Annotated in this window: 11 protein-coding genes and 1 tRNA gene; 10 read left to right on the top strand and 2 right to left on the bottom strand. The window is 53.9% G+C overall.

From position 1 onward, the window contains the following. The first annotated feature begins 40 nt into the window (after positions 1 to 40). From AAC622_RS05575 to AAC622_RS05555, 5 genes are all read left to right on the top strand, one after another. A tRNA-Pro gene (locus tag AAC622_RS05575) sits at positions 41 to 117 on the top strand. 546 nt (positions 118 to 663) lie between these two features. Further along, positions 664 to 4323, top strand: a complete 3660-nt coding sequence (locus AAC622_RS05570; RefSeq protein WP_340260749.1) for a vitamin B12-dependent ribonucleotide reductase — start codon at positions 664 to 666, stop codon at positions 4321 to 4323. Positions 4324 to 4740: 417 nt separating this feature from the next. Continuing rightward, complete coding sequence (locus tag AAC622_RS05565) at positions 4741 to 5754, top strand: glycine betaine ABC transporter substrate-binding protein (RefSeq protein WP_340260748.1); 1014 nt, start codon at positions 4741 to 4743, stop codon at positions 5752 to 5754. Positions 5755 to 5838: 84 nt separating this feature from the next. Next, positions 5839 to 6729 carry an ABC transporter permease gene (locus AAC622_RS05560; RefSeq protein WP_340251395.1) on the top strand — a complete coding sequence of 297 codons (891 nt, stop codon included), beginning with the start codon at positions 5839 to 5841 and terminating at the stop codon, positions 6727 to 6729. Beyond that, positions 6726 to 7748, top strand: a complete 1023-nt coding sequence (locus tag AAC622_RS05555; protein WP_340260747.1) for a quaternary amine ABC transporter ATP-binding protein — start codon at positions 6726 to 6728, stop codon at positions 7746 to 7748. Before AAC622_RS05560 ends, AAC622_RS05555 begins: the two co-directional genes overlap by 4 nt. A gap of 12 nt (positions 7749 to 7760) precedes the next feature. On the opposite strand, the gene AAC622_RS05550 is transcribed toward AAC622_RS05555, so the two are convergent. Together AAC622_RS05550 and miaA are read right to left on the bottom strand one after the other, a co-directional pair. After that, positions 7761 to 8636 carry a helix-turn-helix domain-containing protein gene (locus tag AAC622_RS05550; protein ID WP_340260746.1) on the bottom strand — a complete coding sequence of 292 codons (876 nt, stop codon included), beginning with the start codon at positions 8634 to 8636 and terminating at the stop codon, positions 7761 to 7763. Between the two features lie 52 nt (positions 8637 to 8688). Beyond that, on the bottom strand, positions 8689 to 9564 hold the full coding sequence (gene miaA, locus AAC622_RS05545; protein WP_340260744.1) for a tRNA (adenosine(37)-N6)-dimethylallyltransferase MiaA: 876 nt from the start codon (positions 9562 to 9564) through the stop codon (positions 8689 to 8691). A gap of 216 nt (positions 9565 to 9780) precedes the next feature. Here miaA and pyrH point away from each other — a divergent pair, with 216 nt between their 5' ends. The 5 genes from pyrH (at position 9781) to dxr (ending at position 13862) form a co-directional block, all read left to right on the top strand. Continuing rightward, entirely contained in the window at positions 9781 to 10512 is a 732-nt protein-coding gene (pyrH, locus tag AAC622_RS05540; RefSeq protein WP_340261454.1) for a UMP kinase, read from the top strand. Between the two features lie 69 nt (positions 10513 to 10581). After that, positions 10582 to 11148: a ribosome recycling factor gene (gene frr / locus AAC622_RS05535; RefSeq protein WP_340242782.1), complete on the top strand. Its 567-nt coding sequence runs from the start codon at positions 10582 to 10584 to the stop codon at positions 11146 to 11148. A gap of 24 nt (positions 11149 to 11172) precedes the next feature. Further along, entirely contained in the window at positions 11173 to 11883 is a 711-nt protein-coding gene (locus tag AAC622_RS05530; protein ID WP_340260742.1) for an isoprenyl transferase, read from the top strand. After that, positions 11880 to 12668, top strand: coding sequence for a phosphatidate cytidylyltransferase (locus tag AAC622_RS05525; RefSeq protein ID WP_340260740.1), 789 nt, complete (start codon positions 11880 to 11882; stop codon positions 12666 to 12668). Before AAC622_RS05530 ends, AAC622_RS05525 begins: the two co-directional genes overlap by 4 nt. Before the next feature lie 15 nt (positions 12669 to 12683). Continuing rightward, positions 12684 to 13862 (top strand): 1-deoxy-D-xylulose-5-phosphate reductoisomerase, encoded by a 1179-nt coding sequence (gene dxr, locus AAC622_RS05520; RefSeq protein ID WP_340260739.1) that lies wholly within the window; start codon positions 12684 to 12686, stop codon positions 13860 to 13862. Positions 13863 to 13869 lie beyond the last annotated feature (7 nt).

Here is a 13869-nt window from a genome sequence, read left to right as displayed (position 1 = left end):
TCTTTTCATCCGTGATAAGAGGCGCTAAGAGGCACGCAGTCGGGGCGTGGCGCAGCCTGGTAGCGCGGCGGTTTTGGGTACCGTAGGTCGTAGGTTCGAATCCTATCGCCCCGACCACTTCAACAAAAGCAGATCGTCATTTGAGCCTGAGATGGGGCGCGATCCGCGTTTGGCGTGAATTTACCTCTAAAAGACATACTATATTTTGAAGGCAGATCTTGGGGCCAAGGTTTTTATTTACAGACCACGCCACGATGCGCGCGGCCTGATCCATGGCTTTCGTTTCATGGTCTAACCTGTCGTGCTGTAACAATTCTTTTACAAATTGAGCCCGTTGTAAGGGATTTGATGAATCACAGCGCCTCTTGTGGTTTTGTAGTTTGGGCAGATTTCAAGACTGAAAATTTTGAAATTTCACAAAAAAACCGATTGACCAAATATGTGTCCCTACGTCAGGTTGTGGGGACTGAGAGCGGCACTACAATATCTAGTGGTCTCGGTGCGGGGCAGTTCCTCAACCTTTGTCATAGCGAACCTCTTTTGGCGGTGCGGGCAAATTTGTTTGGGTGTGTAGGGCTGGTTCTGCAAAAAAAGACGGTCAGAGCGCGTAAGACGCTGGCAGGCCGCGTAGTTGGAACAGGGCTAGTAACAAAAGAGGCAGCCATGAAAATTGAACGTAGGTTCACCCGCGACGGCGCAGATGTATACGCAGATCTCGAATTCACTCTCACATCTTCTGAAATTCGCAATCCAGACGGCACCATCGTCTTTAAACTAGACGAAGTAGAGGTTCCCAAATCGTGGAGCCAAGTTGCCTCGGATGTGATCGCACAGAAATATTTCCGCAAAGCAGGCGTTCCTGCACGGCTGAAGCCCTTGAAAGAAAAGGGTGTGCCTGATTTCCTTTGGCGCCATGTGGCGGATGACGAGGCCTTGGCCGAGCTGCCCGAAGATCAGCGCATTGTGGGCGAAACATCGGCCAAGCAAGTGTTTCGCCGTTTGGCAGGGGCATGGGCCTATTGGGGATGGAAGGGCGGCTATTTCTCGGCCGAGGCCGATGCGCGCGCCTATTTCGAAGAGATGCAATTGATGCTGGCGCGCCAGATGGCAGCGCCAAACAGCCCGCAGTGGTTCAACACAGGCCTTCACTGGGCTTACGGCATTGATGGCCCAAGCCAAGGCCACCACTATGTTGATTATAAAACGGGTAAGCTGACCAAATCAGCCTCGGCCTATGAGCATCCCCAACCGCATGCTTGTTTCATCCAATCCGTTGCGGACGATCTGGTGAATGAAGGCGGGATCATGGATCTCTGGGTGCGTGAAGCGCGCCTGTTCAAGTATGGCTCTGGCACAGGCACGAACTTTTCGATGCTGCGGGGCGAAGGTGAAAAACTGTCGGGCGGCGGCAAATCCAGCGGTCTGATGGGCTTTTTGAAAATCGGTGACCGTGCGGCGGGCGCCATCAAGTCTGGCGGCACCACACGCCGCGCGGCAAAGATGGTGATCGTAGATGCAGACCACCCTGATATCGAAGCCTTCATCGATTGGAAGGTGATCGAAGAACAGAAGGTTGCTTCGCTTGTTGCTGGCTCGAAGATGCATGAGAAAATGCTCAACGGCCTTTTTGCGGCGGTCAACACATGGGACGGGGATCTCGCGGATGCGACCGACCCTGCGAAAAACGGCGCGCTGAAGGATGCAATCCGCGCTGCGAAAAAGGTGTCGATCCCCGAAACCTATGTCAAGCGCGTCTTGGATTATGCGCGTCAGGGTTACACGTCGATTGAATTTCCGACCTATGACACAGATTGGGACAGCGAGGCTTATGCCAGCGTCTCGGGTCAGAATTCCAACAACTCGATCCGCGTGACGGATGATTTCCTTCAGGCGATCAAGGATGATGCGGAATGGCATCTGAAATCACGCGTGAACGGCAAGCCCACCAAAACCCTGCAGGCCCGTGATCTGTGGGAAAAGGTTGGTCATGCTGCATGGGCCTGCGCCGATCCTGGCATCCAGTTCCATGACACCGTTAACGCATGGCACACATGCCCTGCAGACGGGCCGATCCGTGGGTCGAACCCCTGTTCGGAATATATGTTCTTGGACGACACGGCCTGTAACCTTGCCTCGATGAACCTGCTGACCTTCTTCAAGGATGGCAAGTTTGATGCAGATGGGTATATGCATGCGACCCGGCTTTGGACATTGACCTTGGAAATCTCGGTGATGATGGCGCAGTTCCCCTCAAAGGAAATCGCGCAGCTGTCTTATGATTTCCGCACCTTGGGTCTGGGTTATGCCAATATTGGCGGCCTGTTGATGAATATGGGCTTGGGCTATGACAGTGATGAGGGGCGCGCATTATGTGGTACATTGACGGCACTTATGACGGGCGTGTCCTATGCAACATCTGCGGAAATCGCGTCTGAACTGGGGCCATTCTTAGGGTATAAGCGCAACGCGGATAATATGCTGCGCGTCATTCGTAACCATCGCCGTGCGGCCTATGGCGAGGCGGATGGTTATGAAGATGTCAACGTCACCCCTGTGCCATTGGATCACGCCAACTGCCCTGATACGCGTCTGGTCGATCTGGCCAAACAAGCATGGGATGAGGCGTTGGATTTGGGCCAAAAGCATGGCTATCGCAACGCTCAGGCCACTGTGATTGCGCCAACGGGCACAATCGGTCTGGTCATGGATTGCGACACAACAGGCATCGAGCCCGATTTCGCCTTGGTTAAGTTCAAAAAACTGGCCGGTGGTGGTTACTTCAAAATCATTAACCGCTCTGTGCCTGCCGCCTTGGAAAAACTGGGGTATTCTTCTTCCGAGATTGAAGAAATCATTGCCTATGCGGTCGGCCATGGCACGCTTGGCAATGCGCCTGGTATCAACCATACCGCCTTGGTGGGGCATGGGTTTGGTCAGGCTGAATTGGACAAGATCGAAGCGGCTTTGCCACAGGCCTTTGATATCCGCTTTGTGTTCAACCAGTGGACCTTGGGTGAGGAATTCTGCACCAAAACCTTGGGCATTCCGCAGGCCAAGCTGAATGATCCGAGCTTCAATCTTCTGCAACATTTGGGCTTCTCGAAGAAGGACATCGAAGCTGCCAATGATCATGTCTGCGGCACGATGACCTTGGAGGGCGCACCTTTCCTCAAGGAAGAGCATTACAACGTGTTCGATTGCGCCAACCCATGCGGCAAGAAGGGCAAGCGTTACCTCTCGGTCAACAGCCATATCTATATGATGGCTGCAGCGCAGAGCTTTATCTCTGGCGCGATTTCCAAGACGATCAACATGCCAAATTCGGCGACAATCGAAGATTGCCAAGAGGCCTATGAATTGAGCTGGTCTTTGGGGATTAAGGCAAATGCGCTGTATCGTGATGGCTCGAAATTGAGCCAGCCTTTGGCAGCGGCTTTGGTCGAAGATGATGACGAGGCGGCAGAAATCCTTGAAAGCGGCAGCCCGCAAGAAAAAGCGGCTGTTTTGGCGGAGAAGGTGATCGAAAAGATTGTGATCAAGGAAGTGGCCCGCGCCAAGCGCGAGAAACTGCCTGAGCGCCGCAAAGGCTACACCCAAAAGGCAATTGTGGGTGGTCACAAGGTCTACCTGCGCACAGGCGAATATGCCGATGGCGCGCTTGGTGAGATTTTCATCGATATGCACAAAGAGGGCGCAGGCTTCCGTGCTATGATGAACAACTTCGCCATCGCAGTCTCGGTTGGCCTGCAATATGGTGTACCGCTTGAGGAATTCGTGGATGCCTTCACCTTCACCAAGTTCGAGCCTTCGGGCATGGTGCAGGGCAATGACTCGATCAAGAATGCAACTTCGATCCTTGATTACATCTTCCGTGAATTGGCGGTGTCCTATCTCGACCGCACCGATCTGGCCCATGTAAAGCCAGAAGGCGCAAGCTTTGACGATATGGGCCGCGGTGTCGAAGAGGGTGTCTCGAACGTCAAGGAACTGTCCGACAGCGCGGCGTCAAAATCCTTGGAAGTGCTTAAACAGATCAGCTCAACAGGCTATTTGCGTAAGCGTGTCCCACAGGATTTGGTCGTGTTGCAGGGGGGTGTCTCTAGCCTTGCCACTACGGCGGTCGGCCAATCTGGTGCGGTCGTGGCCGAGGCGGTGCAAGCTGCTGCTGTCACCACAGCCGCCGTTGAGATTGACGCGCGCACAAAGGCCAAGATGCAGGGCTATGAGGGCGAGGCCTGCGGGGAATGTGGCAACTACACCCTCGTGCGCAACGGCACATGCATGAAGTGCAACACCTGCGGCGGCACATCGGGCTGCAGTTAAGCACAGATTTTCCATCCCGCCGCGCTGATGGTCGTTTGCCCACGATTACGCGCAGCGGGAGGGGAACACGGGGCGGGTGCGCTCGCCCCTGACGCGGATCAAGCCGCAGGCAGAAACAACGGGCGGTAAATAGAGTGAGCTTGATCAGCGAAACTGGGGGTGCCATCGGCGCCCCCATTTTTTGTGGCGTTTGGTTTGTAACTGAATTGTAAAATGGTGTCGCAAAGCAAAGAAATGTCGCTTTTTCGATATTCATTCTTGGGTTGTGAAATATTTTTAATCACATTATTTCAGTGTGTTAGGTCTATTTTTGAAATAAGAGCTTGAGAATTTTAAGTCGATATAGAACGATAGCGACATAATTCATCTGGGTCGCTTTGCGTGGCCCAAAATAAAACGACCGACAGGAGAGATTATATGAAATTCGTAAAACCGCTCGCCGCTGGCATTGTTGGCGCTGCCGCGCTTGGGTTTGGTGGGGCTGCATCTGCGCAAGATTGTGGTTCATTGACCATTGCTGAAATGGATTGGGCCTCAGCCGAATTAATGGCAAATGTTGACAAGATTATCCTGGAAGAAGGGTATGGGTGTGAGGTCGAGCTAATCCCAGGAGCGACCATGACAACTTTTGCCTCTATGAACGAGAAAGCTGAGCCAGATGTTGCGCCGGAGCTTTGGATCAATGCGGTTCGAGATCCTTTGGCCGCAGCTGTCGCTGAAGGTAGTTTGCATTCGGTTGTTGAGGGTCCAATCACCCAACTAGGTGAAGGCTGGTGGGTGGATCCACAGTTCGTAGCTGATTATCCCGAACTCGACACTGTAGAAAAAGTGCTACAGCACCCTGAGCTGTTTCCATGGGCGGAGGATGAAAGTCTTGGCGCCTTTATGGGTTGCCCCGCGGGTTGGGGATGTCAGTTGTCGAATGCGAATTTATTCCGGGCATTCGGAATGGAAGACCTCGGCTGGCACCTTGTTGACCCAGGATCTGCTGCGGGTCTCGACGGATCTATTGCGCGCGCGGTTGATCGGGGAGAATACTGGTTCGGTTATTATTGGGCGCCGACAGCCGTAATTGGAAAGTATAACTTAACTTTGCTAGAATGGGAAACGCCCTGGGGTGGTTCAGAAAACTGGGATGGTTGTATTGTTAAGCCAGAGCAGGAATGTGCTGATCCTCAACCTTCCCGCTATACAGAGTCGGAGGTTCACACAGTGATAACGGATCGTTTGCAGCAAGAGGGTGGCATTGCTGTGGATTATCTCGCAAATCGGGTTTTTCCAGGTTCTGTGATGAACGCTATGCTGGTTTACATGACTGATAATCAGGCTACTGGCGAAGACGCGGCGTACGAATTTCTGCTGACCCATGAGGATATATGGTCACAATGGGTGAGTGAAGACGCGGCGAGCATGATCCGCGATGCACTCTGACAATAATTATAACACACGTTAACTAAAGCGGAGAGGCGGCTGCCTCTCCGCTTTTTCAAATACATATAACTTAGGGTACAACGCATGTGGGATTTTTTCCTTGAGTTTCCTTCTATTGGCAGGCGCGACTTAAGTGCTTTAAGGCAAGGCATAGATGAGGGCTTTAGGTCTTTTTCTCGAAGCTACGGCGAAGCATTAGAAATTTTTTTTAGCCCTCTCCTGCATTTTCTTGTGTGGTTCGAAAAGCTTCTTTTGGCAACGCCCTGGCCGTTAATATTAATCGTCTTATGCGGTTTAGCTTGGGTGGGTTCCCGCTCAATGAAAATTACAGTTGGAACATTTCTTGCTTTCATATTAATTGGCTACTTCGATATGTGGGAAGAAACCATGGCCACGCTTGCGATTATTTCGGTGGCCACTGTTGTATGCATAGTAATTGGCATTCCACTAGGAATTTTAATGTCGAAATCCGATCGGATTCAAAGTGTGATAACACCTATTTTGGATATAATGCAGACAATCCCGTCGTTTGTTTATCTGATCCCAGTTGTGATGCTGCTTGGCATTGGCAAGGTTCCCGGTCTGATTGCGGTTTGCATTTATGCAATTCCCCCCATCGTGCGCCTAACAAATCTAGGCATCAGATTGGTGGATCGCGAGGTTCTAGAAGCGGCCGAGGCCTTTGGCGCAAGCCCGCGGCAGAAGCTATTTGATGTGCAAATTCCCTTGGCTCTGCCCAATATTTTCGCAGGCGTGAACCAGACGATCATGATGGCTTTGGCCATGGTTGTAATTGCGTCAATGATCGGGGTGCGGGGTCTTGGCGTGCCCGTATTGCGCGCGATTTCCAACCAATATTTGGCCCTTGGTTTGATGAATGGTTTGGCGATTGTCGCGCTGGCCATCATCTTCGACCGCGTCAGCCAATCCTATGGCAAACGCCTACAGGCGCATCGTGAGGGAGGCGAGAAATGAGCGATGCCAAAATTCAGATCAAAAACCTTTATAAGATTTTTGGAAAATCGCCCCAAAAGGCTTTGAAATCCGTCAAATCTGGCATGGGCAAGGATGCTTTGCGCGAAGAAACGGGGCATGTTCTAGGCGTGGATAACGTCTCGCTTGATATTGCGCCGCAAAATATTCAGGTGGTGATGGGTCTTTCTGGGTCGGGTAAATCCACCCTAATCCGCCATATCAACCGCCTGATTGAGCCGACCGCAGGTGAAATTTTTGTGGATGGCGAAAATGTTCTGACCATGGACAAGGATGCTTTGCGGGATCTGCGGCGTTTCAAGATGTCGATGGTGTTTCAACATTTTGGTCTTTTCCCGCATCGCCGTGTGATTGAAAACGTCACCTATGGTTTGATCGTGCAAGGCGTGGATGAGAACGAGGCCCAAAAGCGGGCCAAGCAATGGATTTCCCGCGTGGGGCTTGAGGGGTATGAAAACAATTACCCTGGGCAATTATCGGGCGGCATGCGGCAGCGCGTGGGTCTGGCGCGCGGTTTGGCAACGGATGCGGATATCTTGCTGATGGACGAGGCGTTTTCTGCGCTCGACCCGTTGATCCGCTATGATATGCAATCCATTTTGATTGATTTGCAAAAGGAACTGCACAAAACGATTGTCTTCATCACCCATGATTTGGACGAGGCGCTGCGCCTTGGCGACAATATCGCGATTTTGCGCGATGGTCATTTGGTGCAGCAAGGCAGCGCGCAAGATATCGTGTTGCGTCCTGCCGATGATTACATTGAGGATTTCATCAAGGACATCAACCGCGCCCGCGTGATCAAATTGGGTTCCATCATGCAACCTCTGGGGCGCGGGAAATTGCCTGACTCTGCACCGCGCTTGGATGCTGACACCATTTTGCAAGATGCGCTGATGGTGGTCGCGCAATCAAAGGGCAACACCGTAATTGTTGAAGAACGGGGTCAGCCCAAGGGAAAAATCACCACCCGCGCTGTCATTGAGGCGCTGCATGGCTAAGGGAAACAGGGGCTATCGGTGGCGCGTGCTGTGCCATTGCCCCTTTTTTTGTTCGCGATATCCGGTAGGGGTTGTGCCTGTTTCTTGGCCAAAGGCGCGCGTGAAATAGGCGGGTGACGAATAGCCTAAATCGCGCGCAATTTTTGCTGCGCTGTCATCGGTATCGACCAAACGGCGGCGGGCCTCGGCCATCAGCACCTCATTGATCAGGGCAAGGGCCGTGCGCCCTGTGATTTCGCGGCAGATGCGCGTGAGATGGGTGGGCGTCACATCAAGGCGTGCGGCATAGTCGGACACGCCCAATTGCGCGTTGAACCCTTGCGCCAAGAGCGCCGCAAAACGCGAGCGGAGCTGCGCTGATTTGCTGGGCTTTTTGATTTGGGTGCGCAATCTGTGGGTGGCATCGCGGTCACGTTGGTTGGAAATGAGTGTTTCACGCTCAAGCATCGCTGAGAGCAGCAGACCAAATCCCCGTTTCATGCGTCTCGCGGAAGGGGTGTCTTCATCTTCTAGCCGCGCCATCCGCTCAATGAGGCCCGTTAACTCTACCTGCGCTCCGGCGGAACTGGGGGTGAGGCAAAGGGATGTTTGCGGCAATTCCAAATCGGCAAGAATTGGGAAATAGGCCACATGGCCTTGTAATTGCGTGGGCAATTCAAGGGATAACAGCATGGAGGCTGGAATGAATAAAATCTTGGAGCCTGTGGCCATGATCGGGTGGAATTCCGCTGTGATGAGGGTTGTGCCGCGCGTCAGCCAAAACAAGCGCGATTTGGGGCAGTGATGCGCCAATTCATGCCGCCAAGCGCCATGAAGTCGAATTTGACCAATCGTTCGTGCGGCATAGGCGGGCGCGTTGGTAGGGCCCACCTCTTGCTGATCCGACATTATCCCCTATCCGATTCGTGCCTATGTCCCCAAATTTATAGGCACCTAAAATTTAGACAGGAATATATAGATCTGTCCATCCTGTGGACTGCGCGCGCAGCCACGTCCGTTGCCTTTTTGCATATTGGCGCGAGGCGATAATGGCGGCCTCTATGGCTGTCTCAAGCGAAATGTCACCACGAAGGTGGGCGATCAATTCAGGTGCGCCGATGGCTTTGGCCGCGCCTTGCAGCTGATCCCAATGGGGCAAGGCGGCCCGCGCCTCATCCAATGCGCCCTCTTTTATCATCGTATGGAAACGGCGGGCGATGCGGTCATTGAGCCAATCTCGATCCGCCATGAGTTTGAACGCCGCCACCTGATCCAGAGGCAGAAGGGGGGCAGGCGTTTCGGCCTGCCATTGCGAGAGAGGTTTGCCTGTGGCGCGCCACACCTCCCAAGCGCGCTGAACGCGGGCGCGGTTTTGTCGGTCAATCTTTGCATAAATCACGGGGTCGGATTGCTCTAAATCGGCCAAAAGGGCGGCATGGCTTTGTTCATCTGCCACGATGCGCACGGCCTTTGGCACGGGCGGGATTTCGGCCAAACCTTCAGTCAGCGCACGAAAATAAAGCCCTGTGCCCCCCACGATAATGGGGCGCGGCCCTGTTCGCAGCAGCGGCGCCAGATCGCGCAGCCATGCCCCCACGGAATAATCGCCCAAAAACGGCACATGCCCATAGAGATGATGCGGGCATCTCTCCTCGTCTGCGGCACTGGGGCGAGCGGTCAGGAGGCGCCATCCGTCATAGACTTGCAGCGCGTCTGCATTGATGATTTGCCCACCCCACCTGTCAGCCAAAGCAAGGGCAAGCGCAGATTTCCCGCTGGCCGTGGCCCCCGCAATCAGGATCGGACGATCAGGCGCAATGTCTTTTGCGAATTCCAAATTAAGAGCGTCCAATGCCGTGCCTTTTTTCCTGATCTTTTGCGGCGCGCCTAGCAATATCTGGTTTCGCTTGGGCGTGCTTTGGCATATTTAGTCGCTAGGGCAGGCGCGACCGTTGAAGTGATCCGCATTTTAGACGATGATGCGCTAAGCTCAATCACCCATTGGTGGCTTTGGCCCGATCTGCGGCCTGTCACCCGTTTGAACGAGGATATCATGGCCGCAAGCGATGCCACCCCCAAAACAACCTATAAACGCGTCATGCTGAAAATTTCGGGCGAGGCCTTGATGGGCGATAAGGGCTTTGGCCTCAATCCGCCTACAGTCGAGCGGATCGCGCGCGAGGTAAAATCGGTACATGATTTGGGGGTAGAGATTTGCATGGTCATTGGTGGCGGCAATATCTTTCGCGGCTTGCAAGGCAGCGCGCAGGGGATGGAGCGCACCACAGCCGATTATATGGGGATGCTGGCCACGGTGATGAACGCGCTTGCGATGCAAAGCGCGCTTGAGGGGCTTGGGGTCTTTACTCGCGTGATCTCGGCCATTCCGATGGATCAGGTCTGCGAGCCTTATATCCGCCGCCGTGCAGTGCGCCATTTGGAGAAAAAGCGCGTCTGTATTTTTGCGGCAGGCACAGGGAACCCTTATTTCACAACAGATACAGCCGCCACATTGCGTGCCAATGAGATGCATTGTGATGCAATCTTTAAGGGCACAAAGGTGGACGGGGTCTATGATAAAGATCCCAAAAAATACGCCGATGCGAAACGCTTTGAAGAGATCAGCTATGATGAGGTTCTCGCACAGCATCTTGGCGTCATGGATGCCTCGGCCATCGCGCTTGCGCGCGAAAACGACACCCCGATCATTGTTTTTAGCCTTGATGAGCCAGGTGGATTTCGGGGGATTTTGTCGGGGCAGGGAACCTATACAAAAGTGCGCTAAAGCCATAGAAACAGGCAGCCCCGCAGGTTATATGGGGCCACAGCGACCTGACAAGCGAGGAGTGAGGCAATGTCAGCAGATGAATTCGAACTTGATCTAGATGATCTGACCCGCCGGATGGAGGGCGCAATTTCCGCCCTGAAAACGGAGTTCGCCTCTCTGCGCACAGGCCGCGCCTCCGCCACTATGCTCGAACCTGTGATGGTCGAGGCATATGGCCAGATGACCCCAATCAATCAGGTGGGCACCGTAAACGTGCCAGAGCCGCGTATGGTCACCATCAATGTGTGGGACAAGGCAATGGTCGGTAAGGTGGAAAAAGCCATTCGTGAATCGGGCTTGGGTATTAACCCGCAACTCAACGGCACGATCATCATGCTGCCGATCCCCGAATTGAACGAAGAACGCCGCCGCGAATTGACCAAAGTCGCTGCGCAATATGCCGAACACGCCCGTGTAGCCGTGCGCAATTTGCGCCGTGACGGGATGGATCAGATCAAAAAAGCCAAATCAACGGGCCTGAGTGAAGATGACCAGAAATTCTGGGAGGCCGAAGTGCAACAGTTGACCGATAGTTTTATCGCCAAAGTTGACGCGGCGCTTGAGGGCAAGCAAGCCGAGATTATGCAGGTCTAGGCAAAGCAAAAAGGGGATACGCGGATGAGCCGAAGCAATCCTGCCCATGTCGCCATTATCATGGATGGCAATGGTCGTTGGGCAAAGATGCGCGGCCGCCCGCGTCTTGTTGGCCATCATGCGGGTGCTGCGCGGGTCAAGGAAATCGCACGGGCCTGCCCCGATTTGGGTGTGAAATACCTGACGATTTTCGCCTTTTCGACCGAAAATTGGAAACGCACCCAAACAGAAGTTGCGGGCCTCATGCGGCTGTTTCGGCGGTATCTGACCAGTGAAACCAAGGCCTTGGTAAAGGCAGGGGTGCGGGTGCGTTTCATCGGGGATCGCGTGCGCCTTGAGCCGTCCTTGGTCGAGATGATGGACAATCTCGAATTGATGACCGCTGAAAATGACAAGCTGCATTTGACGGTTGCCTTGAATTATGGCGGCCGCGATGAGGTTAGCCGCGCCGCCAAGCGTTTGGCCCATGATGTGGCCGCGGGGAAAATCAAACCCTCTGATATTGATGACGAAACCTTCCCCAAATATCTCGACACCTATGTGTTGCCTGATCCTGATCTGGTGATCCGCACATCGGGCGAGGCGCGCATTTCGAATTTTCTTTTGTGGCAATCGGCCTATTCCGAATATGAGTTCGTCAATACGCTTTGGCCTGATTTCACCGCCCAAGAATTTGCAGAAATTCTTGCCCGCTATGGCCTGCGTGAGCGCCGTTTTGGTGGGGTCACTGCGTGAGCGATCAACCCCAAAGCCTGTTTTCTGATTTCTGGCCGCGTATGATCACAGGGCTTTTGATGGCTATGACGGGTCTTTATGCGGTTTGGCTGGGCGGCCCCATTTATGTTGGCATGATTTTCCTGATCGCAGGGATTTTGATCTGGGAATTGGCCGTGATGTTGGGCGGCTCGTTAATGCGCTCGGCGGGGCTTGGGGCAGGGATGATTGCCTGTCTTTATGCCGCCCATAGTCTGCCACCCGCCTATGCGCTGCCTATTTTGTTTTTGCCTGCCTTTCTTGGTCTTGTTTTTCTGCAAGAGCGGCGCGAGAAATATATGCCCTTCGCGCTGTTGATCAGCTTTGCCGCTTACGGCCTTTTGGCACATCGCGAGACCTTTGGCTTTGTCTGGATGACATGGCTCGTTTTGGTTGTGGTTGTGACCGATATTGCGGGCTATCTCGTTGGCCGCGTTGTGGGCGGGCCAAAGTTTTGGCCGCGTGTTAGCCCAAAGAAAACATGGTCTGGAACGATTGCAGGCTGGATTGGCGCGGGCTGTGTTGGGGTTGCCTATATGACCCAAACAGAAGCAGGCGCAGGGATTATTTCAATTTCAGTTGCTTTGGCCTTTGCCAGCCAGATGGGCGATTTGGCGGAAAGCGCCATCAAGCGTCATGTAGGGGTCAAGGATAGCTCGCGATTACTGCCCGGACATGGCGGGGTTTTCGATCGTTTTGACGGTATGATTGGCGCTGCGGCTTTGCTACTCTTGGTTGAAAGCTTAACAAGCTTCCCACCGCAATAAGGGAAAATTGCTCAGATGCGCCGTGTCAGTATTTTTGGGGCCACTGGCTCCATCGGGCAGAACACCCTCGATTTAATCGCGCGCGCCCCTAATGCCTATCGGGTTGTGGCGCTTTCGGGGGGGGGCAATATTGACCAATTGGCGCGGGATGCCATCGCACATCGTGCCGAAATTGCGGTAACCGCCTATGAAGATCGGCTTCCTGATTTGAAATCTGCGCTTGCAGGGACGGGGGTTGAGGCCGCCGCAGGCGAGGCCGCGTTGATCGAGGCCGCATCGCGCCCTGCCGATTGGGTCATGTCGGCCATTGTTGGGGCTGCGGGCATCGCGCCGGGATTTGCGGCACTTGAACAAGGCGCAACGCTGGCCTTGGCAAATAAGGAAAGCTTGGTTGCGGCGGGGCAATTGCTTTTGGCAACGGCCGCATCCCATGGCGCGCGGATCTTGCCCGTAGACAGCGAACATTCTGCCGTATTTCAAGCCCTTGTCGGCGAAGATATTGCCGAGGTTGAGCGCGTGATCATCACCGCTTCAGGCGGCGGTTTGCGGCATTGGCCGATTGAGAAATTGGCCCATGCGACACCCGAAGATGCGGGGGCGCATCCGAATTGGGATATGGGGCAACGGATTACAATCGACAGCGCATCAATGTTTAACAAGGCGCTGGAACTCATTGAAACGCGGGAATATTTTGGGATCGCGCCTGCGCAGATAGAGACTATCATCCACCCGCAATCCTTAATCCATGCTTTGGTGGGGTTTCGCGATGGTGCGTTGATGGCCCATCTTGGCCCGCCAGATATGCGCCATGCTATTGGCTATGCCTTATATTGGCCAAAGCGTCAGGATCTTCCTGTCGCGCGGCTTGATCTGGCGCAGATTGCGCAACTGCAATTCGAGGCGCCAGATTTGGCGCGTTTCCCTGCCTTGCGCCTTGCCCGCGATGTGATGGAGATGCGCGGGGGGGCTGGGGCCGCGTTCAACGCCGCCAAGGAAGTGGCGCTTGACGCGTTTTTGGCGCGCGAGGTTGGATTTATGGACATGGCCGCGGTGGTTGAAGAGACTCTTGCCGCGCTTTCCAAGGAATTAACCCTCTCAAATCCGCTTGAAACCCTTGCAGATGTTCTCGCGATGAACCATCTCGCAAGGGTGCGGGCGCGGTCAGTGATTGCTGTGCGGATCAAAAAGACGTAAAATACAA

It is taken from the genome of Roseobacter sp. HKCCA0882, from assembly GCF_037805225.1.
Lineage (GTDB): Bacteria > Pseudomonadota > Alphaproteobacteria > Rhodobacterales > Rhodobacteraceae > M30B80.
Note: the sequence above shows the minus strand (reverse complement) of the source record. Positions and strands in the feature narration are given on the sequence as shown.